Origin of the sequence: Mesorhizobium sp. M1E.F.Ca.ET.045.02.1.1 (assembly GCF_003952485.1) — a bacterium.
Lineage (GTDB): Bacteria > Pseudomonadota > Alphaproteobacteria > Rhizobiales > Rhizobiaceae > Mesorhizobium.
Genome location: NZ_CP034447.1, coordinates 7,327,660 through 7,348,390 on the forward strand (window position 1 = coordinate 7,327,660; position 20,731 = coordinate 7,348,390).

General features: G+C 63.8%; 20 protein-coding genes and 2 pseudogenes. 2 read left to right on the forward strand and 20 right to left on the reverse strand.

What is annotated here, in order from left to right:
- The 10 genes from EJ070_RS35910 to EJ070_RS35955 form a co-directional block, all read right to left on the reverse strand.
- The gene (locus EJ070_RS35910) at window positions 1-225 is read right to left on the reverse strand and encodes a rubredoxin (RefSeq protein WP_126095585.1); all 225 of its coding nucleotides are present in this window, start codon (window positions 223-225) and stop codon (window positions 1-3) included.
- Entirely contained in the window at window positions 222-1,067 is an 846-nt protein-coding gene (locus tag EJ070_RS35915) for a hydrogenase expression/formation protein (protein ID WP_126095586.1), read from the reverse strand. The genes EJ070_RS35910 and EJ070_RS35915 overlap by 4 nt, the downstream gene beginning before the upstream one ends.
- A gap of 26 nt (window positions 1,068-1,093) precedes the next feature.
- Window positions 1,094-1,537 carry a hydrogenase-1 expression HyaE gene (locus tag EJ070_RS35920; protein WP_126095587.1) on the reverse strand — a complete coding sequence of 148 codons (444 nt, stop codon included), beginning with the start codon at window positions 1,535-1,537 and terminating at the stop codon, window positions 1,094-1,096.
- 4 nt (window positions 1,538-1,541) lie between these two features.
- Window positions 1,542-1,868 (reverse strand): HypC/HybG/HupF family hydrogenase formation chaperone, encoded by a 327-nt coding sequence (locus tag EJ070_RS35925; RefSeq protein ID WP_126095588.1) that lies wholly within the window; start codon window positions 1,866-1,868, stop codon window positions 1,542-1,544.
- On the reverse strand, window positions 1,868-2,557 hold the full coding sequence (locus EJ070_RS35930) for a HyaD/HybD family hydrogenase maturation endopeptidase (protein ID WP_126095589.1): 690 nt from the start codon (window positions 2,555-2,557) through the stop codon (window positions 1,868-1,870). Before EJ070_RS35930 ends, EJ070_RS35925 begins: the two co-directional genes overlap by 1 nt.
- A gap of 298 nt (window positions 2,558-2,855) precedes the next feature.
- A complete protein-coding gene (gene cybH / locus EJ070_RS35935; RefSeq protein ID WP_126095590.1) occupies window positions 2,856-3,566 on the reverse strand; it encodes a Ni/Fe-hydrogenase, b-type cytochrome subunit in 711 nt (236 codons plus the stop codon).
- A gap of 9 nt (window positions 3,567-3,575) precedes the next feature.
- Window positions 3,576-4,154 (reverse strand): HupE/UreJ family protein, encoded by a 579-nt coding sequence (locus EJ070_RS35940; RefSeq protein ID WP_126095591.1) that lies wholly within the window; start codon window positions 4,152-4,154, stop codon window positions 3,576-3,578.
- 12 nt (window positions 4,155-4,166) lie between these two features.
- Entirely contained in the window at window positions 4,167-5,963 is a 1,797-nt protein-coding gene (locus EJ070_RS35945; RefSeq protein ID WP_126095592.1) for a nickel-dependent hydrogenase large subunit, read from the reverse strand.
- Window positions 5,963-7,039 (reverse strand): hydrogenase small subunit, encoded by a 1,077-nt coding sequence (locus tag EJ070_RS35950; protein ID WP_126095593.1) that lies wholly within the window; start codon window positions 7,037-7,039, stop codon window positions 5,963-5,965. The genes EJ070_RS35945 and EJ070_RS35950 overlap by 1 nt, the downstream gene beginning before the upstream one ends.
- A gap of 612 nt (window positions 7,040-7,651) precedes the next feature.
- Entirely contained in the window at window positions 7,652-8,548 is an 897-nt protein-coding gene (locus tag EJ070_RS35955; RefSeq protein ID WP_126095594.1) for a LysR family transcriptional regulator, read from the reverse strand.
- Between the two features lie 268 nt (window positions 8,549-8,816).
- Here EJ070_RS35955 and EJ070_RS35960 point away from each other — a divergent pair, with 268 nt between their 5' ends.
- Both EJ070_RS35960 and EJ070_RS35965 read left to right on the forward strand, forming a co-directional pair.
- On the forward strand, window positions 8,817-9,551 hold the full coding sequence (locus tag EJ070_RS35960; protein ID WP_126095595.1) for an SDR family oxidoreductase: 735 nt from the start codon (window positions 8,817-8,819) through the stop codon (window positions 9,549-9,551).
- 41 nt (window positions 9,552-9,592) lie between these two features.
- Entirely contained in the window at window positions 9,593-10,192 is a 600-nt protein-coding gene (locus EJ070_RS35965) for an NADPH-dependent F420 reductase (RefSeq protein ID WP_126095596.1), read from the forward strand.
- Between the two features lie 382 nt (window positions 10,193-10,574).
- Here the strand turns inward: EJ070_RS35965 and EJ070_RS35970 are convergent, their stop codons facing one another.
- From EJ070_RS35970 to EJ070_RS36015, 10 genes and pseudogenes are all read right to left on the reverse strand, one after another.
- Window positions 10,575-11,195 (reverse strand): nitrogen fixation protein NifQ, encoded by a 621-nt coding sequence (locus EJ070_RS35970; protein ID WP_126095597.1) that lies wholly within the window; start codon window positions 11,193-11,195, stop codon window positions 10,575-10,577.
- A gap of 16 nt (window positions 11,196-11,211) precedes the next feature.
- The gene (gene fdxB / locus EJ070_RS35975) at window positions 11,212-11,526 is read right to left on the reverse strand and encodes a ferredoxin III, nif-specific (RefSeq protein ID WP_126095598.1); all 315 of its coding nucleotides are present in this window, start codon (window positions 11,524-11,526) and stop codon (window positions 11,212-11,214) included.
- Complete coding sequence (locus EJ070_RS35980; protein WP_126095599.1) at window positions 11,523-11,726, reverse strand: CCE_0567 family metalloprotein; 204 nt, start codon at window positions 11,724-11,726, stop codon at window positions 11,523-11,525. Before EJ070_RS35980 ends, fdxB begins: the two co-directional genes overlap by 4 nt.
- A 17-nt stretch (window positions 11,727-11,743) precedes the next feature.
- Window positions 11,744-12,226: a NifX-associated nitrogen fixation protein gene (locus EJ070_RS35985; RefSeq protein ID WP_126095600.1), complete on the reverse strand. Its 483-nt coding sequence runs from the start codon at window positions 12,224-12,226 to the stop codon at window positions 11,744-11,746.
- 10 nt (window positions 12,227-12,236) lie between these two features.
- A complete protein-coding gene (gene nifX / locus EJ070_RS35990) occupies window positions 12,237-12,737 on the reverse strand; it encodes a nitrogen fixation protein NifX (RefSeq protein WP_126095601.1) in 501 nt (166 codons plus the stop codon).
- Complete coding sequence (nifN, locus tag EJ070_RS35995) at window positions 12,703-14,085, reverse strand: nitrogenase iron-molybdenum cofactor biosynthesis protein NifN (protein ID WP_126095602.1); 1,383 nt, start codon at window positions 14,083-14,085, stop codon at window positions 12,703-12,705. Before nifN ends, nifX begins: the two co-directional genes overlap by 35 nt.
- A gap of 8 nt (window positions 14,086-14,093) precedes the next feature.
- Window positions 14,094-15,584, reverse strand: a complete 1,491-nt coding sequence (gene nifE / locus EJ070_RS36000) for a nitrogenase iron-molybdenum cofactor biosynthesis protein NifE (RefSeq protein WP_126095603.1) — start codon at window positions 15,582-15,584, stop codon at window positions 14,094-14,096.
- A gap of 61 nt (window positions 15,585-15,645) precedes the next feature.
- Window positions 15,646-17,187, reverse strand: coding sequence for a nitrogenase molybdenum-iron protein subunit beta (gene nifK / locus EJ070_RS36005; protein ID WP_126096046.1), 1,542 nt, complete (start codon window positions 17,185-17,187; stop codon window positions 15,646-15,648).
- A 133-nt stretch (window positions 17,188-17,320) separates the two neighbouring features.
- Window positions 17,321-18,825: pseudogene (nifD, locus tag EJ070_RS36010) on the reverse strand (nitrogenase molybdenum-iron protein alpha chain); the annotation flags it as partial.
- 105 nt (window positions 18,826-18,930) lie between these two features.
- Window positions 18,931-19,836 (reverse strand): annotated as a pseudogene (locus EJ070_RS36015) (AAA family ATPase).
- Window positions 19,837-20,731 lie beyond the last annotated feature (895 nt).

Below are 20,731 nucleotides of genomic sequence, written 5' to 3' on the forward strand. Positions count from 1 at the left end.
TCAATCGTCCTTTATCACCATGAAATCTTTCCGGGAGCCATCGCAATTGGGGCAACTCCAGTGCGGCGGCAGCTCGGCGAAAGAGGTTCCGGGCGGTACTTGCCAGTAGTCGTCGCCCTCCGCCGGGTCGTAGACATGCCAGCAGATCTTGCATTCGAGCCGCGTCGCCGGGCCGATCTTGGCGTTGTCCCCACCATAGGAGCCGTCGAAGAAGGACGCCGTCATCGATAGACCTCAAGGATCTCGAGCAGCCGGCCATGGCTGTCGGCAATGTCTTCCGGCGCCGCGCTGGCGACCTGCGGCAGGGCAGTCACCTCGATCGTATTGAGGATCAATGCCTCGGTCGAATTGTAGAAGCGCACCCACCAGACATCCCGCGTCGCTGTCGTCGTCACGCGGCAGTTGCCATAGCCGCGCGAGAGGATCGCGACGGATCCCTGCCCGAGCAGTCGGTCGAGGAAGACCAGATCCTCTTCCGTGTGCGGCAGGAGCGACAGATTGATCGCATGCGGCTCGACGCCCGGCCCCGTGCGGCGGATGTGCTCGTTGATCTCGGCGATCAGCGGCGGCGCGTTGAAGACGCCCGCCGGGTAGACCGCCGGGGCGGCGAGCGCCTCACGGCTCCCGGCGAAGGCTTGTGCCATCACGGCGGACGGGAAGGCCCCTACCTCGATCGTATCGCTCGCGAGCCGGCCCTCTGGGCCCGTCCGGCGGACGCGCCAGACGCCGGCAAGCACCGATTCCTGCGCCTGGACGTCGCCGCCGCAGATGACCGACACCTCGCCTTCGCCGAGCACCTGATCGACCAGCGCCAGGCTGGCGTTGTCGAGGCCGGCGAGATCATGGACCGCGTTCGGGCGCCCGGGCGAAAAAGCGGCGAGGCTGTCGGCCACCGCCGAAAGGACGGCGAGCGCCGCTTGCAGCCCGGCGACGTCCTCCCTTTCCGGCAGGATCGGCCGGGCAAAGGTGAGCATGCCCTTGGGCATCTCCATATACTGCAGCTCGCCGCCGTCCGCTTCGGCCGGCTGCGAGCCCGGCCCTACGCTGCCAAAGGAATCGATCGCCATGTTCTAGCCCTCCCGGCTTGCCCCGCTCAGTGGAAGTGGTCGTGATCGTGACGATCGCTGGTCGCGCAGCCCTCCGGCAGTTCGAAGGGCGGCGGCGCGGAAGGTTCGCGCGCCAGGATCGAAGAAATCTCGCCGAGATAGTCCTCCCAATCGAGAACGCGCTTGATGACGCCGAGATATCCGCCGTTTCTCAGGAAAACGAGGGCGGGGAACGCGTTGAACCGGTAGCGGCCCTGCAGCTTCCGCTCGCTCTCCCTGGCGACCACCGCCGCCTCGAACACGCCCTGGAAGGCTGCGACCAGTTCCGGCAGGATCACCGCCACGTCGTTGCTCTCGACGAGCCGCTGCCAGTCGCCAGGGAAGAAAAGCACCGTGAAGTCGTGATCCTCGGCGAACGCATCCACCGTCGTCAGGTCAACGACGGCCATGCCGTGGCGCTCGATCATCGTGCTGAGAAGCGGCGAAAACATAGGCTCAAGCGTCCTCCGTGCTTTGTGCTGAAGAGGCCGCGCGCAGATGCTCCGGCAATTGCGGCTCGCGGCCGACGAGGTCGGCGAAGAGATGGTCGAGATCGGTGTCGCCGGCGAGCGCCCGCTCGGCGGCTTCGAGCGCGTCGGCGATCCGGCGCGCCGCTTCGGGCGTGACCACCTCGCGCGCCGCGTTGAGGAAAGCGACGATCCAGGTGCCGGCGGGCTGGTCGCCGGTAAGCGTCATGTCGATCCGACGCAGTCCGGCCCGTCCCCGGCAGAGCGCAATGCCGCTATGCGATTCGACCACCTCGAGGGGCACGCCGATGCACATCAGCCCTGCCCTCCCCGCGAGCGGAGAAGCCGATCGATCTCGCTCTCGTAATTTTCCGGCGCTCGAAAACCGCCGCCTTGCAGGATGCGCGCGTCGCCGATGCGGCAGGCTTCGTCGGACCGCGGCCGACCGCTCTCGTAGAGGCCGATCCGCATCTCGCGCGACGCCAGCGTCTCGTCTTCCGCAAGCGGCTCGGCGCGCCTCCCCGCCATCACTCCCTGGCGGGCAAGCCAGTCGACGGCGATGCCGATCGCCGGAACGATGCGGTCCCTGACCGCGGGGCGCAGGCTGCCGCCATAGTCGTCCAACTCCTCCGGCTGGACGCCGACCAGGAGCAGACGACGAGGATAGTCACCCATCATCGCCGCCATCGCCAGCACCTCCTGGAAGCCGGTCTGATGCAGCGAAACCTTCTTCACACCGAGGAAGGCGGGAACCTCGTCGTCCTCGACAACCTTGATGGTGGCGGGGGGCAGGCCGTAGTCGACCGCGTCGAAGACGACCAGAATGTCGGTCTCGCGGATGTGCTGGACGAGATAGATGCCCTGCGTGCCGCCGTCCATCACGCGCACATTGTCGGGCGTCTCGTAGAGACGGTTGAATTCCTCCACGGCGCGGACACCGAAGCCTTCGTCCGCCCACAACAGATTGCCGATGCCGAGCACCAGCACCGAGGGTGCATCCTCCACAGGCGTTTTCCTCCCGCCTCCTGTCTTCCCCCAGGGAACAGCAAGAAGCGGGCCAAGTTCGCGGGTCACGGCCGAACCCAGCAAAAGCAAGGATGTGAGGGTCGGCTGCGGAATGACGCTGAAAGGTCTTCAGCCGGTTTTGTCATCAAAATGGAAAGATGTCTTCCACTAGACCGACAAGCCCGGTGCCGGCGGGAAGCGAGCATTTCACCACTGGAAAGCCGCCTTTCAGCCGGCAAGAAAGAAGAGGCCGGTGCGGCTGCACGCCGCACCGGCCAAGTGCTCGCGGTCATGAGCGTCAGTGGGAGTCCTTGGGCATCCCGTTGCCTCGGAAGGTCCGCCAGCCCGAGAACATGGAGGAGATGATCGATTGCCTCGACATGATGTCCTCGCGCACCGCGGCGTAGATATGGACGATGACGAAGCAGATGATCACCCACATACCGAGATGATGCCAGGTATGGACGTCCTGGCTCTGGCCAAAGAGCGGAATGACCCAGCTCGTGAACAGGCTGTACTGCCAGGAGCCCATGCCCTCGCCTTCGCCGTAGAGCGCCAACCCGGTCACGATCATGAAGATCGCGAACCAGACGAACAGAATGTGCATGGCCAGCGTGGCAAGCGGATTGTGCCCGGAATATTTCATCGGCTCCTTGACGAGCATCGCGTACCAGAGCACCTCGTGCCAGAGTTCGCGCCAGAACCGGCCGCTCAGGACCGGCGGCAGGAAGATCTGGCGGGCATGCTCGCTGCCGACGAACGCCCAATAGACGCGGAAGGCGAAGCCGATCACCAGAATGTATCCGGCGGAGAAGTGCAGATAGCGGATCCAGCCGAAGAGAAAGCTGGCGCTCGCCTCTCCGCCGACCGCAGGCGGCGGAGACCCGATCAGATAGCCGGTCCCGGCCAGGGTGAAGATCGCGAAGGCGTTGACCCAGTGCCATAGGCGCAGCGGCGCCTCATAGACATAGACGGCTTCTTCGCTGCGCGGCGTGTGGCTGGCGCTCATGGCTGCCTCCTACCCGCCGAAGACCAGCGCCGCGCCGGAGCCGGCGACAAGGATGCCGAGGCCTGCGCGCGCCATGGTCGATCGGGCGAGCTTCAGCCCGATGCCGACGCCGAGCCCGTGCAGCGCCGCGGTGGAAAGCGAGAAACCGGCAACATAGGCCAGGGCCGCGCCGGTTGCCTCGTCGGCATGGGCATGACCGTGGAAGAGAGCGAAGAGACCGGTGAGCCCGACGCCAGCGATGGCGGGCAGCCCTGCGCCGGCCACGATCATCAGCCCAAGCGCGAGCACCGAGAGCGCGACCATGCCTTCCACCGCCGGCAGTCCTATGCCGGCGAAAGAGAGCGCCGCGCCGGCGATCATCATGCCGACGAAAGCCGCTGGCGCCGCCCATGGCCGGGACGGCGCGGCCGTCGCCGACCAGACGCCGACCGCGGCCATGGCCATCAGGTGGTCGAGGCCAAGGAAAGAATGCGCCATGCCGGCGGCGAAGCCGTCGGCATGGCCGGCGCCGACATGGGCGAGCGCCGGACCGGCGAGAGCCGCGAGCGAGCCCGCAGCGAAAGCAAGTTTCAGAACCGTGCGTCTCATCTCAATTCCTCCCTAGCGCACCTTGACGTCAGCCAGTTCCTGGCCGTCCGGACCCATGACATGGGTCGAGCAGGCCAGGCAGGGGTCGAAGCTGTGGATCGTTCTGAGGATCTCGACCGGCTCCTCCGGCCGCTCCACTTTCGTATCCATGAGCGAAGCCTCGAACGCGCCTATGTTGCCTTGATGATCGCGCGGCGAGCCGTTCCAGGTGGTCGGCACGACGCATTGGTAATTCTCGATGCGGCCGTCCTTGATGCGCACCCAATGGCCGAGCGCCCCGCGCGGCGCCTCGGTGAAGCCGACGCCCTTGACCTCCGAGGGCCAGGTCTTCGGGTCCCATTTGTCGGTGGTCGCCGTCGCGCTGTCGCCCGCCTTGATGTTGGCGACCAGCTTGTCGAGGAAATAGGCCTGCTTGTGCGCGGCCCATTGCGCTTCGAGCGCGCGCGCCGCGGTGCGGCCGAGCGTCGAGAACAGCGCCTCGAGGGGGACATTGAGCGCCCGCAGCGTCGAATCGACCTGCTCCTTGATGTCCTCGCGGCCCTGCGCATAGCCGACGACGTAGCGGGCGAGCGGCCCGACCTCCATGGCATTGCCTCGCCAGCGCGGCGCCTTGATCCAGGAATATTTCGCGCTCTCGTCGATCTCGACGATGTTGGTGCGCGTGCCCTTGGCGTTCGGCCCGAGCTCGTAATGCGCCTCGGTGACGCCGTCCCAGGGGTGAAGGCCCTTGGCCTCGTCCGGATATTTGTACCAGGAATGCGGCACGAATTCCTGGACTTGCTCGGGATCGCGCACGTCGACCGGCAGCACTTCCTTGAGATTGCCGTTGATGATCGCGCCCTGCGGCATCAGGAGATTGCCGGCCGAATAGTCGTTCGCCTTGTCGGGAATGTCGCCATAGGCAAGCACGCTCTTGCCCGACAGTCCTCCGCCGTAGAGCCAGCCCTTGTAGAAGCCGCCGATGGCGATGATGTCGGGGATGTAGACATTTTCGACGAACTCGATCGAGCGGTCGATGACGCTGCGGACATAGTTCAGCCGCTCCATGTTGATCGGCGCGCCGGCGGCGAGTTCCCCATCGATGTTGATCGCGCATGGCACGCCGCCGACCAGCCAGTTCGGATGGATGTCCTTGCCGCCGAAGATCGTTCGTGTCGTCATGATCTCCTTCTGGAAGTCGAGCGCTTCGAGATAGTGCGTGACCGCCATCAGGTCGGCCTCGGGCGGCAGCAGGTAGGCCGGGTTGGTCCAGTAGCCGTTCTTGAACGGGCCGAGCTGACCGCTCTCGACGAATTTCTTCAACCGGTTCTGGACGTCGCGGAAATAGCCGGGCGACGACATCGGATGGCTCGGCGAAACCGTCTGCTGCAGTTCCGACGTCGCCTTGGGATCGGCCTTGAGCGCGTTGACGGGGTTCACCCAGTCGAGCGCGTGCAGGTGATAGAAATGCACGAGGTGATCATGCACCTGCAGCGAAAGCTGCATGATGTTGCGGATCGAGTTCGCGTTCTCGGGGATCGTGATGCCGAGCGCATCCTCGACCGCGCGCACCGAGGTGAGCGCATGCGTTCCGGTGCATACGCCGCAGATGCGCTGGGTAAAGGCCCAGGCGTCGCGCGGGTCCCGTCCCTTGAGAATGACTTCGAGCCCGCGCCACATGGTTCCGGTCGAAACCGCGTTGCGGATGACGTTGTTCTGGTCGACGTTGACCTCGCAGCGCATATGGCCTTCGATGCGGGTCACCGGATCGACGACGACGCGCTGTCCCGAAGTGTCGAGACTGAACCCGTTCGGTGTCTGGATGCCCATCAGCTTTGCCCTCCCTTTTCGCGCATCCGCTTGACCACGCTCGCCGCCGCATGCGCGGCCGCCGCAGCGCCGACCACCGTCGCGGCCGTCGCCCCGATCCTGTCGGCGTTTGCCTCGACGCCGAAGCCGTTGATGTTGCTGAGGCGACTGTAGAAATCGCCCTTGTCCCAGAAGCCGTCTTCCGAACAGCCGATGCAGGGGTGGCCGGCCTGGATCGGGAAGGAGAGGCCGCCGTTCCAACGCACGGTGGAGCAGGCGTTGTAGGTGGTCGGGCCCTTGCAGCCCATCTTGTAGAGGCAGTAGCCCTTGCGCGCGCCCTCGTCGTCGAAGGCTTCCACGAACTGGCCGGCGTCGAAATGCGGCCGCCGGTAGCATTTGTCGTGGATGCGCTGGCTGTAGAACATCTTCGGACGGCCCTGCCGGTCGAGCTCGGGGAAGCGCTCGAAGGTCAGGATATAGGTGATGACGGCCGTCATAACCTCGGCGATGGGCGGACAGCCTGGCACCTTGATGATCGGCTTGTCGGGCAGACCGGGAACCTTGTGGACGGGCGTCGCGCGCGTCGGATTCGGCCGCGCCGCCTGCACGCAGCCCCATGAGGCGCAGGACCCCCAGGATATGATCGCCTTGGCGTTCTGGGCGGCGTATTTGAGCTGGTCGACGAAGGGCTTGCCGCCGATGATGCAGAACATGCCGTCCTCGTTGAGGGGCGGATTGCCTTCGACGGCGAGGATGTAGTTGCCCTTGTATTGTTCGACGGTCTCGGTGACGATCGCCTCGGCCTGGTGGCCGGCGGCCGCCATGATCGTGTCGTCGTAGTCGAGCGACAGCATCGAAAGCACGACATCCTTGGCGAGCGGATGAGCCGAGCGGATGAAGCTCTCCGAGCAGCAGGTGCATTCGAGCCCGTGCAGCCAGAGCACCGGAATGCGCGGCTTCGATTCCATCGCATAGGCGATCTTCGGCGCGAAGGTGGGACCAAGGCCAAGCGACGCCGCCGTCAGGCTGCAGAATTTCAGGAAGCTCCGGCGGGTGATCCCCTGCCGTCGCATGACTTCATAGAAGGTCTCTTGCATCGGGCTCTCCTCCACGGGCAGCGGCATTCTCCAGCGCTGCCGGCGTGAAAGGACTGATGCAAGTCCGATGCCAAAGCAGAAAAGTTTAATGAATACAACTGTGTGCGGCTGCACGACCGACTGTCATCGGCATGGGCCGCCGCATGCTGCTGGCAGGCCGACTTACAAATTGCAAGGAAAGCTGTCAGCGCCGATGTCTCGCTGCATGGACGGGCAGCACCCGGACAGGCCTTGCGCCGCCATTCCGCACCGATCACGAACTGCGGGCAGAAGGCGATGCCCGGCCCTCCCGCGCCACATTCAACCTGTGCGGAATTGAATTGGGCTGACGGCATTGCGATTTTGGCGCGCGGACAAGAAGCGGATACCGTCAAAAGACCGCCAGAGCGGTCCTTCTGCACGCAATGGTCCGCGATAGATGTTGAAAATTTCTGCTTTTTAAATCAGTGATTTAGGGTGGGTTTGCGATAGCCCGATGGGCCGCGAAGGCGCCGCCGACATAGCCGAAGCTACTGTCAGCAGCGCAAGGGGTTAACCGCGATGTCACTTGGAGCCGTCGCAGCTCGGCTTCCGACCGGATTACGGCAAGCGTCGCCGGCGACCCACCGCGCGTCAGTCGCGCGATAGGGACAGCCCGGCGAGAAGCGAAGCGTACGCGGCAAGCCTGCGGGATACGAACTCCGTGAAGAGCCGCACGCGCTTCGTCTTGCGTGCCTCCCCCTGTGTGAGAAGCCAGAGCGTTCCGTACATGTGCAGGTTGGTACCCGGCACCCTCGCCAGCAGGGGGTCGGCATCTCCCACGAAGCACGGCAGCGTCGTCATCCCGAGCCCCTGCCGCACCGCGACCATCTGCGCCTCGGCATCCGTGACCCTGAACGGAACCTCGACGGTGCGAACCTCACCTTCGTGGGCCCAGTCCGGGATTCCATGAATGCTTATGACGATCCAGCGGATGGGATCAGGCGCGCCCGCACGCCACGCGGCCAGTCGATCGCGGGACATGTAGATACCGCCGAATACATCCGGTCCCTTCAGACCGTGAAGATTGAGCGGCAGGTTTTTGCGGTCGTAGACGACGCGAATCGCGACGTCGGCCTCTCGGTTGGTCAGATTTGCCAGCTCGCCGGACGACAAGATTTCCATCTCGATGTCCGGATAAAGACGCGCGAAATCGGAGAAGTCCGGCATGAGCAGGTGGGTCGCCAGCGGCGGTGCCAGTGTCACCCGCAGACGCCCGCGCACGCTCTGGTCGCGGCCAAAGACGCGCGTCTCCAGTTGGTGCGACGACGCTTCCATCTGGTCGGCGAGCTCGAGGACCTCCTCCCCCGCAGCCGTGAGGCGGTAGCCCGAAGGCAGCTTCTCGAACATGTGCGCCCCGAGCCGTTCCTCCAGTTGGGCGATGCGTCGCAGCACGGTCGAATGGTTCACCCCGAGGCGCTCGGCGGCAGCCCGTACCGAGCCTGCGCGCGCGACGGCAAGAAAGTAGCGAACGTCGTCCCAGTCGATCATGGTGCAATCCCGCACCGCGGGGTGCGTCTTCCAAAGCCCGTATTTAATACATCGAACAGCGGTACGGGCTATTATCATAGCCTATGTCGACGGACGCGGCCCAATTCCGAACGGCGGACACCGATCGTCGCGGCTGGCGTCAGTCGTCCAGCCGGATCGATTCCGCACCACCGATGTGCGCGCTTCCGCACTCAACAACTGATGCCGGCGGACCCATTTCGAGGTTCTCGGAGGCAGATGCTGTCCCGACGCCACGAAAGGAGAAGTCATGGGAAAGCTTGAGGGTAAGGTTGCAGTCATCACGGGTGGATCGAGCGGCATGGCGCTGGCGAGCGCCAAGCGGTTCGTTGAAGAAGGCGCCTATGTTTTCATCACGGGCCGGAGACTGGAGGCGCTGGACGAGGCCGTCAGGCTGATCGGCCGGAACGTGACCGGCGTGCGCAGCGACGCGTCCAATCTCGACGACCTCGACCGCCTGTTCGACACAGTCAAGCGGGAAAAGGGCAAGATCGACGTGCTGTACGCCAGCGCCGGCACGGGCGAAGCCGTCCCGCTGGGCGAGATTACCGAGCAGTATTTCGATGCGACCTTCGGCCTGAATACGCGCGGTACGCTGTTCACGGTGCAAAAGGCGTTGCCGCTGTTCAACGATGGCGGATCGATCTTCATGACCGGATCAGTTGCTTCGGTGAAGGGTTTTCCTGGTTACAGCGTGTATGCGGCGAGCAAGGCGGCGTTGCACGCATTCGCACGCGGGTGGCTAAACGAGCTGAAGGGCAGGAACATCCGGGTGAACGTGCTGCACCCGGGGCCGATCGCCACGCCGATGCAGGACCAAGTTCTCACCGAGGAGGCGAAGCGGATGTTCGAATCCCTGATTCCGCGGGGAAAGATGGGGCGTCCTGAGGAAATTGCGGCGGCCGCGGTGTTTCTTGCTTCCGACGATTCCAGCTTCGTGAATGGGGTGGAGCTGTCAGTCGACGGCGGCTTCTCGGCCATCTGAAAGGTGGGGGAATCAACATCAACACGGATCGGAGAAGTATTATGAGCTACGCAATCGTAGGATTCGGCAAGGTAGGGCAGGCTCTCGCCCACGCCTTCGCCCGTAAAAACATCGACGTGACCGTCGCTAGCCGCCGGCCGCCCGAGGCGCTGGCGCCGCAGGCTCGGGCGATTGGACCCACGGTCGTCGCCAAGTCGTTGCGGGAAGCACTCGAGGCCGACACAATCATCCTGGCGGTCCCGTTCGGGGAGCATCGCGAGGTTGCGAAGGCCCTGCCGAGCTGGAAAGGCAAGACGGTCATCGACGCGATGAACGCGTTGGTTCCCCTTGAGGAACTGGACGGCCTCCCGTCCTCCGCCTTCGTCGCGAAGTCGTTCACCGGCGCCAAGCTCGTGAAAGGCTTCAATCACCTGGTTGCGGCCACCCTGGCCGTCGATCCGATCGTCGAGGGCGGCCACCGGGTCGTCTTTCTGTCAAGCGACGACGAGGACGCGACCGCTCCCGTGGCGGATTTGGCCAAACAACTCGGGTTCGCACCCGTCAAGCTGGGAAAGCTCAACGAGGGTGGCGCGCTGGTGCACGCGCGCGACCGCATTTGGGGCCGGCTCATCTTCCAGGATTTGTTCAAGAAGGAGCAGTAATCGAAGGCGTATGGGCGCTGTTCGAAGAGCGGGAGGACGCCCGACGGAGCGGCAGATCTGCGGGCGCCGAGTATCGATCGACTGCTATCGATGGCCTAGGATTCGCCCGGGTGCCCTCTGCTATCCGCTACTACTCCACGGTACGACCCCTCACTCCCACTCCATTGTATCCTAGCAACGCAAAGCATTGATTTCAAAAAGGGATAATTTTTCAAACTTTTGAGACCGTCAGAAAGACCGTCAACTTTCCTTCCGTTTTGTCAGTAGTACCCCTTCGGCTCGGCCTGATCACCGAGCGGATCGTGCAATTCATCGGCTCAGGGGAATAGCGATTTGCCCTTGAGCGCCACAGCGAAACCGAAAACCCTTTTCCGATTTCTACCTACGGAAGTTCCATGCCGTTCCTGATCCGTGCAAGGCGGCTTTCGCCTTCTTCGGTGCCGAAGCAGCTTTCGAAATCGGTGCATTCCCGGCAACTGGGCGTGGTGCACAGCGAAAAGCCCTCGGCCTCGCAGAGCTTGCGGTAAAAGTACTTCTTCCATTTCATGTTCTTGGTATTGCCGGCCGCAAGCAGCGGAAAATGGGTGGCTAGCAGGCGGCTGAGCTCCGCACGATCAAACAGGCCGAGGTCCTGCCAGAGATGATCGTTGCGCATGGCGCGCCGGGCGATGATCTTGGCTAGACGGGCGCTGGTTTTGTTGCCCGGCCGGGCATAAGCAAGAAGCAGATCGCGCAGCAGTTGTTCTTCCATATCCGGTTCGGGATCGGCCAGTTCGTCGATTGCGAAGGCCTTGACCGGGGCGACAGGAAAGCAACGGGTGAGCACGTCGCGCAGCTCGGCCCGCGACAGGCCGGTCGCCTCCGTCGCGGTCGCCTCACCCGCCTCGACCTCTTCCAGAGCGCGCGAGAGGACGCAAGCGAGCACATGCTGGTCGAACCCCGTTTCCACGTCAATCGGCGGCCATTGGCCGGCGCTGAGGCAGACGTAGTGATGGGCGAACATGATGCTCTCCCTCAATTCATGCAGCGATCCTGTCTGCCGCCACATGGGTCTGGCAGGTCTTCGGACAGACGCGCGCGCAGGCACCGCAGCCGATGCAGCGGCCGGCATGGTCGACGACCATGATCATCCGGTTGAGATCGCCGTCAAAATCGTCGTCGCCGTCGCAGGCGCCGAGGATCTCGCCCTCGTCGTCGACACCGTAGAGGTGCATCACCTCTCGCGAGCAGACCTTGAAGCAGCGGCCGCAGCCGATGCAGGTCGCCCCGTCGATCGCGGTCAGGTATTCCGGCATCCAGCTGGAGCCGTCACGGGTCTCGAATGCGCTCGTCATTCCGCTTTCTCCAACGCGGCCAGTTCCTTCCTTGCCGCGTCCAGTTCGGCGAACACGTCGAACGTCTTTTCCGCGACCGCCTTGACTTCGCTCCAGTTGAGCGGAAGGTCCTCGGCCAGGTCGTGCAATTCCATCTTCGCATTGCCCGCGCGCGACTGCAGCTTCCGGACCTTCTTCTGGAGTTCTTCGATATTCGGCATCCTGTGGTCCCCTTGCTCTAGGCCCGTGCTACTTCGGGATAGGCGTTAATGGCGGAAACCGCATCGTCGACGAACTTCGTCCCCGCTTCCGCGAGCTTCTGCAGCGTCTCGAAGCCGAAGCGGTGGACGTCGCGCAGGCTCTTCGACAGCACGACCAGGCGGCCGGCCGTAAGCAGGACACGCCCGAAGCCTTCGTGATGCAACTTCATCATGGGCGAGGCCATCAGGCCGGATCGCTCCTCGATCGCCAAGCCGACGGCAGCATAGAAAATGTCGAGCCGCCACAGCACGTCAGGATCGGGATCGCCGATGATCGGAATCTCGCGGCGCTGCTCTTTCGTGACGATGAAGTCGGAAAGCAGTTCGTCGTCCAATTTACCTTCCCACGATCCATAGGAATCCTGGGCGCGGATCAGCCGCACGAGGCATTTGACGAAGGGCATAGCAAGCGCCGCTTCGTCGTCATCGACAGCAGAAGGAGTAACGGCGACTTCGGACATGTCTTGTCTCCTAATCCTCTTCGTCGTCGAAGGACGGGTTCTTCTCGACGACACCTGCCTCGGCGAGCACCTTGCGCAGCCAGGGCGGCGGCGCAGTCCTCAGCATCGTCTGCGTGCGCGACAGCACATCCTCGATCGACTGTGGCTGCGGCACCTTGATCGGATGGATCTTTGCCGAGACGACTTTGGCCGCCGAAGGCCCGCCGATGGCAAGGCAGAACAGCAGTTGGCAGCCCTTCAACGCCTCCACCTTCGGCGTGATGCGGTCGTCGCCCTCGGTCCGGTGCTTGCCGCTCTCGTCGGAGACGTCGCCGAAGGCCACGGCCTCCACGAAGGTCCAAACCTCGGGCGTCACATCATAGACGGCGAAGCGCTTGGCCGATCCGAAATGGGCGTTGAGGCCCTTCATGTCCTGCGTGGCGATCGCCACGCGCAAGGCGCCGGCCTGCCGTTCCGTCTTGGGCGCGTGAAGATCGTCAGTGACGAGTGACAAGCGGCGAATGGCGGTCATCTGGCATGTCCCGGTTGCGGAATCGATCGAGTGCCTCGGGCGTAGGCTCGTGCTGGTTGGCTTGAAAAATGTTGGCGGCCTCGAAGATCAGGTCGCGGGTTCCCTGATAGAGGATGGTGAGCTTGTGCTGGCTGCCGAGCCGATCGAAGATCGGAAAGCCGACGCGCATCAGAGGGGTGCCGAGGCGCTCGGCCGCCTGTCGGCCGTGCGAATGCGTGACGAGGAGATCGGCGCCGCCGGCAAGGCGTTCCAGGTCGCCGAGGTCGCCGACCTGCACCGTTTCTGCCGGCACTTTTTCCAGTATTTTCGAGGTTCCGACCGTCGTTACCGCCGCCATAATCTCCGCGCCCATGCCGATGAAGAAGGTGGCAAGCTGGTAGAGCTGGTCCGGCTCGGCCGCGATCGCGATCCTCTTGCCGCCGAAATGGAAGTGTCCGTCGAGCAGGGCGTCCTGCAGCTGCGCGCGGCGGCGGTGGATTTTCGCCGGCGCCGGCATGCCCGAAATCGCCGTGAGCAGCGACACGAACCGGTCAACGCTCTTCAATCCCGTCAGCGACTGAAACAGCACGTAGGGCACGCCGGTCAACTTCCGCAGCGCCTCCGCCGGCCGGCGCATGTGCTCGCCGATGGCGATACACTGCACCGCCGTACCGAGCTCGCGGATGTCCTCGACGTTCGTCCCGCCGTAGGTGGTCGGAATCCAGCGGTCCGGAACGGTGCCATCCAGAGAGCCGGAGACGTCCGGCAGGATCACCGGCTCGAGCCCGAAACTCTCCACCGTCTCGCGCAGATGCTCGATGTCGGCCACGGTCAGGTTCCAGCCGGGCAGGATTGCGATCTTCTTCGCGTTACGCGCCTGCGCGCCCGGCCGCGTGATCCCTTCGATCATCGCCGTGACGGCCTTGGCCCAGCCCTCCTCGATCGCGCCATCGAAATCCGGCGTGTTGGTAAGCACCACTTCGGTGCCCGCAAGCTCTTCCGCGCGCTTTGCTCGGATGGTGGCGACGTCGCCAGCAAAATCCTCGCCGCGCGTCTCGACCAGCGCGGTCGTGCAGACGCCGATCAGCTTCGGCTTTGTGCGGGTCTTGAGGTTGAGGATCGCCTCTTCGAGATGGTCCGCCCCGCCGAGGATCGTCGCGACCTCGTCCATCGCGGTGGTCTGCAGCGGGATCGTCTCCTTGAAGTGCCGCACGAAGAGCACCAGCGCGAAGCTGGTGCAGCCCTGGCTGCCATGGAACAGCGGCATCGCCTCGTCGACGCCGAGGAAGGCGAAGGCCGCGCCCAGCGGCTGCGACGACTTCAGCGGGTTGACTGCGGCCGATTTGGTCTGGGGAAGGATACGGACCATGGTCGCTCTCAACACTCGCCGAAGTCGTCGGCCGTCGTGCCGGCGAATTTCCTGAAGGCGTGGACCGTAGCGGTCACGCCTTCTTCGCCCGGCGCCTCCTCCTCCGAGGCAAGATATCCATCCCACGGCGCCGGCTCGCGCACCTGCGCCCAAACCGGATTGTGGATGGCGAGATCGATCTGGCGCACCAACTCCACCATCCCGTCATAGCCGGCATAGGGGTGGTGTCGCTCCTGGTTGATGTCGAGCCAGGGCATCTTCGCTTTCAGCGCGATGAATTGCGTGCGTCCGCCCGATAGCATGATGTCGGCCTTGTGCTCGGCAAGCATGGCATAGAGGTCGCGCGGCGCCATCGACTCGAACATGTGGTTCTCGTCCTTGAGGATCTGCTTGATCCGCTCCTTGTCCTCGACCGTCGATTTCTTCACCGACGTGCCAACGATTTCGACGCCGATCTCCATCAGCGCGTGGACGACCGACCAGGACTTCACGCCCCCGGTGTTGAGCAGCACGCGCTTGCCTTGGAGCGGTGGCCGGTAGGCCTCCAGCCTCCGCCAGGCGGTCGCCTCCTCCTCCGCGATCAGCGCTTCCGTCCGGTCAAGCAGCTCCGGATCGGCACCCCTCCTCACCAGCAGCCCGGCGATCTGCCGCAACGCTTCCGACGTGTCGGTGATGCCGTAGAAAGAGCCCTCGAAGAACGGGATGCCCCAACGCTCCTCCATCTTGCGGGCGAGATTGATGAGTGCGGTCGAGCACACCATCATCGTCGCCCGCGCGCGGTGCGCGGAGGCGACGTCGAGATAGCGCGCATCGCCCGGGATGCAGGCGCGCACCCGAATGCCGAGCCTGTCCAGCAGCGGCTTCACCAGCCAGAATTCGCCCGACAGATTGAACTCGCCGAGAATGTTGATGTCGTAAGCGCCGGCATCGTCCGGCTCGACCGTGCCGATGACATGGTCAAGCAGCGCTTCGCCTGCGAGCTTATTGCCGAGGTTCTTCGAGCCGACGAAGCCGGGTGCGTTGACCGGCACAACCGGCAGTCCGAACTTTTCCGCTGCGCGCTTGCAGACGGCCTCGATATCGTCGCCGATCAGCGCTGTTACGCAGGTCGAATAGACGAAGACCGCAGGCGGCGAATAGGCCTCCTTGATCTCGCGGATCGCCTTGAAGAGCTTCCGCTCGCCCTGCCCCATCACCACGTCGAGTTCGGTCAAGTCGGTGGTGAAGCTGGTGCGCCACAGCGTCGGCCCTGACGAGGCGGCGCCGCGATTGTCCCAGGAATTGCCCTCGCAGGCGAGCGGCGCGTGGATCAGATGCGCCACGTCGGTGATCGGCTGCAGCACGATCTTGGCGCCGTCGAAGGCGCAGCCGCCGGCGGCCGCCCCCGGCGTCAGCGGCTTGGAGCAGCCCTTCTTACGCGCCTTGGCCTCCTTGCCCCGGTTCTTGTCGCAGGCAGGCTCGTTGAAGACATCCTGGATTTTGGCACTGAGCGAGGACATTGCGCCGGTCTCCAAAGTCCGTCAAAAAGCGGCCGGCTCCGGTGGAAGCCGGCCGCAGCTCTTAGCGGGTTAGGTCGAAAGAATAGTCCGTGACACCCGGGTCGATCGTCTCGCGGTCGAGCTTGTCGAAAATCTTGTCGAGAATCGTCGTCAGCACGCGCAGGCCGCCCTGGTAGCCCATCAGCGGGAAGCGGTGGTGATGATGGCGGTCGAAGATCGGGAACATCAGCCTGATCAGCGGCGTGCCGGTGTCGCGCTCCAGATACTTGCCGTAGGAATTGCCGATCAAGAGATCCACCGGCTCGGTGAAAAGCAGCGAACGCAGCGCCCAGAGGTCCTTGCCTGCCCAGACCTGTGCATCCTTGCCGAAGGGAGAGGAGGCGAACAGTTCCTTCATCTCGCCTTCCCAGGCCTTTGTGCCGTTGGTGGCGAGGCAGTGGGTCGGCTCGCCGCCGGTCTCCATGATGAAGCGGGCCATGGCGTAGACGAAGTCCGGGTCGCCGTAGATCGCGTATTTCTTGCCGTGCAGCCAGGACTGGCTGTCGGCCATGGCGTCGACCAGGCGGCCACGCTCCAGGCGGATCGCCTCCGGGATCTCCTTGCCGGAAATCTCCGAGACCTTCATCAGGAACGCGTCGGTCGCCTGGATGCCGAGCGGGTAGTGGAAGGAGGCAGTGGCCTGCCCGACTTCCCCGCAATACTCTAGCGTCTTGCGGGTGTTGTAGTGCTGCAGCGACAGCGTGGCCTCGGCGTTCAGCGCCGCCTTCACGTCCTCGATCTTGGTGCCGCCGTCATACATCCGGTATTCGCCGTCCGACGGCGTGTCGTACTGGTCGGAGGCGTCCTGGATGAAGGTGTAGGACACACCCATCAGGTCGAGCAGGCGCTTCAGTTCGCGGTTGTTGCCGACGCAGAAGCCGTCGAAGCCGGGAATGATGTTGATGGTCCCGGCGGCTTCCGTGCGCTCCTTGCCCTTCCAGAAGTTCTCCAGCACGCCCTTGACCATGACATCATAGCCGTCGACATGGCTGCCTACGAAGGCCGGCGTGTGGGCGAATGGCACGTCGAAGTCCTGCGGCACCGAGCCTTCGTTCCTGGCGTTCTCGATGAAGCCGTGCAGGTCGTCGCCGATCACCTCCGCCATGCAGGTGGTCGAGACCGCGATCATCTTCGGATCGTAGAGCTTGTAGGTGTTGGCGAGCCCGTCGATCATGTTCTTCAGGCCGCCGAACACCGCCGCATCCTCGGTCATCGAGGAGGAGACCGCCGAGGACGGCTCCTTGAAGTGACGCGACAGGTGCGAGCGGTAATAGGCGACGCAGCCCTGGCTGCCGTGAACGAAGGACATCGTCCGTTCGAAGCCGGCCGCCGCGAACACCGCGCCGAGCGGCTGACAGGCCTTGGCCGGATTCACGACCAGCGCTTCGCGGGCCAGGTTCTTCTCGCGGTATTCCCAGCTCTTGGTGAATTCGCGCTGATCGGTAACGATCTGGTCCGGGTGCGGGCATTCGAAGTTGATCTTCTTCTCGGCAAGCATCTGCCTGTATTCCGGCTCGCGGAACAGGGGAGCGTGGTCAAGGACTTTTTCGGCCGACTGCGGCATGGTGGTCACCTCTTCTCCAACTGGCCGCGCCATACGGCGGCACTGGGACATCGAGACGTTGAAGGGACTCCCGCGGGTCAAGGCCGCGGGCGCTCATCGACCTCCCCGCCTGGGCGGAGAGGCCAGGTTCTCGTTCGGCGGCGATCGCCGTCGGCGGCACGGCCTTCTTCTTCCAGGGGCGTCGTAAAGACCCCAGACTGGGTTGTTGATGGCCAGATCCATGTCGCGGGCGAAGATGGCGAAGCCGTCATAGCCGTGATACGGGCCGGAATAGTCCCAGGAGTGCATCTGGCGGAACGGAATGCCCATCTTCTGCACCGGGTACTTCTCCTTGATGCCGGAGCCGACGAGATCGGGGCGGATACCCTCGATGAACTTCTCCAGTTCGTAGCCGGTCACGTCGTCGTAGATCAGTGTCCCCTTCTTCACGTAGTGGCCGGTGCGCTGGTAATCGTCGTTGTGGCCGAACTCGTAGCCGGTACCGACGATCTCCATTCCGAGGTCTTCGTAGGCCGTGATGACGTGACGGGGGCGCAGGCCGCCGACATAGAGCATCACCGTCTTGCCTTCGAGGCGCGGCCGGTATTTGGCGATCACCGCATCCACCATCGGGCGATATTTGGCGATGACCTCCTCGGTCTTCTCCTCGATCTCCGGTCCGAAATGCTTGGCGATCTTGCGCATGGAGGCTTCGATCTGGGAGGGCCCGAAGAAGTTGTACTCCATCCAGGCGACGCCGTATTTCTCTTCCATGTGCCGGCAGATGTAGTTCATCGACCGGTAGCAGTGGATGAGATTGAGCTTGGCCTTCGGCGCGCGCTCGATCTCGGCGAGCGTCGCATCGCCCGACCAGTTGCCGACGACGCGCAAGCCCATCTCCTCGAGCAGGATGCGCGAGGGCCCAGGCGTCGCCGCCGATGTTGTAGTCGCCGATGACGTTGACGTCGTAAGGTCCCGCCTCGAACTCGACTTCCTTCTTGTCGAAGACCCAGTCGCGGATCGAGTCGTTGGCGATGTGGTGGCCGAGCGACTGGGAGACGCCGCGGAAGCCCTCGCAACGCACCGGCACGATTGTCTTTTCGTGCTCCTTGGCCTTCTTGCGGGACACCGCCTCGATGTCGTCGCCGATCAGGCCGATCGGGCATTCCGACTGCACTGTGACGCCCTTGTTCAGCGGGAACAGCGCCTCGATCTCGTCGATCACCTTTTCCAGCTTCTTGTCGCCGCCGAAGACGATGTCCTTCTCCTGGAAGTCGGAGGTGAACTGCATCGTCACGAAGGTGTCGATGCCGGTCTTGCCGATGTAGTAGTTGCGGCCGCTGCGACCAGGAATACTGTCCGCAGCCGACCGGGCCGTGGGAGATGTGGACCATGTCCTTGATCGGTCCCCACACCACGCCCTTGGAGCCGGCATAGGCGCAGCCGCGGATGGTCATCACGCCGGGGATCGACTTGATGTTCGACTTGACGTCGCATTCGGAGAGGTGCTGCACCTCGCCGGCGACCTCGTCCTCGCCCGCCGGCGCGGCGACGGAGAGGTGTTTCTTGCGGCGCTTTGCCGCTTGTCTGGATATTGCGACAGCACCTTCCTCGATCAGCTTCTCGTGGAGAGCGCCGTCATTCATAGTCGAGGCTCATGGGACCTGCCCCTTTCAAGGTTCGGGGTGACGCCTCGCCTGCGACGGCGCCGTTTCGCGGAAGCGGCGGCCGGGTCAAGGCCGGCGCCCCTGTCGGCCGGCGGCGCTACTGGGCGGCCGCCAGCGTCGCTTCTTTTCGCGGCCAGGGTCGGCGAGCATCTGCTCGTCCGTCTTCATGAATGCCGAAGTCGAGCAGCATGTCCTCGAGCCTTTCCATGGTGATTCCGGGGTCGGGATCGTGCCTTGGCCCGAATTGGCATGGATCTTCTCGGCCAGCGCCCGGGTATTCGCCCGCCTGCTTGGAGTCCGGCCGCGTACTGGATCACCGTCATCTTCATCTGAGGCTCGCAGCTGGACGATGTTGTCGCGCGGCACGACAGTGGATGAGCTTGGAGTTGAGCTTTGCGGCCAAGCGCCTCGGCGAGGTCGAGGCTCGCGGTCGGTCTGGCGCTCGTTGCAGATCAGGCCACCGAGGCGTACGCCGCCTGAATGGGCGTATTTCAGGATGCCCTTGGCGATGTTGTTGGCCGCATAGAGCGCCATCATCTCGCCGGACATGACGATGTAGATCTCCTGGGCCTTGTTCTCGCGGATCGGCATCGCAAAGCCCGCCGCACACCACGTCGCCGAGAACGTCGTAGGAGACGTAGTCGACGTCGTCATAGGCGCCGTTTTCTTCCAGGAAGTTGATCGAGGTGATGACGCCGCGCCCGGCGCAGCCGACGCCCGGTTCGGGCCCGCCGGACTCCACGCATTTGATGTTCTTGTAGCCGATCTTCAGCACGTCCTCGAGCTCGAGATCTTCCACCGAGCCTTCCTGCGCGGCGAGGTGCAGCACGGTGGTCCTGCGCCTTCGAGTTCAGGATCAGGCGGGTGGAGTCGGCCTTGGGGTCGCAGCCGACGATGAGGATCTTCTGGCCGAGGTCGACAAGGGCGGCGAGCGTATTTGGGACGTGGTGGACTTGCCAATGCCCCCCTTCCCGTAGAATGCGATCTGACGCAGAGCTGACATGTTGCTTTCCTTCCTTCGTTCCATTCGTCGCGGTCACCCTCGACATGAATGCCGGTCGGCAGCTCCTGCCGCCTCGCAACGAGGAAGCTTCAAAACTCGTGCCACGTCGGGCCGGCCGACGAGAAAATTTATACGCCATTTCTTTTCCGCATGTTTAGGCGGATGAGAAACGGAAGATTGGCTTAAACAAGCTGTGTCGCGGGACCCGACAAACGACAGACGGTGTCGGTGGCGTGTTTGAGATCGCCTATGGGGCCGCAACCACCGCAGGGGCGGCCGCAGCGCTGGCGACCCCTTCTCCATTTACGGGGAGAAGAAGAAGCGGCGATGGCCCTTTGTCCGAATCCGCGATTCTGACATCCGACACGAACAGCGACAAGATCATCTTGTTTTGCTGAATTTTCTCTCCTCTGGCACGACGATGCATGAAGCCTCTCCGAACGCACCAGCGACAAGGAGATGTGTCCTCATGATCACGCTCACGAAATGCCGTACCCGCGTGGAAGACTGCGCTGTCCTCGCGCCGCGCCGAAACGCGGAGGCCTGCGCATCATGGTCGAGGCGGGTGGCTGCGCCGGCCTCAAATACCTGATGGGCCTGGAAAGCGCCTCGCGCGACGGCGACGCGGTCATCGAGGCGGACGGGATCAAGGTCTAGTCGCGTGCCGGTTCCCAGCCCCACGTCGCCGCATGACCGTGATTTTCGGTCACGGCTCGAATCCTCGGGCTTTCGTCTTCGACAACCCGAACGCGGCAGGACAAATGCGCCTGCGGCAAGTCCTTCGGCTGACTTACGAGGAATCGGCGTCCTGTGGAACTACGCGACAAGGTCAAGGAATACTTCTTCAACTCCGAGACGCCGGCGTGCTGGAGACGGCGAATGCCATCGGCGAGGT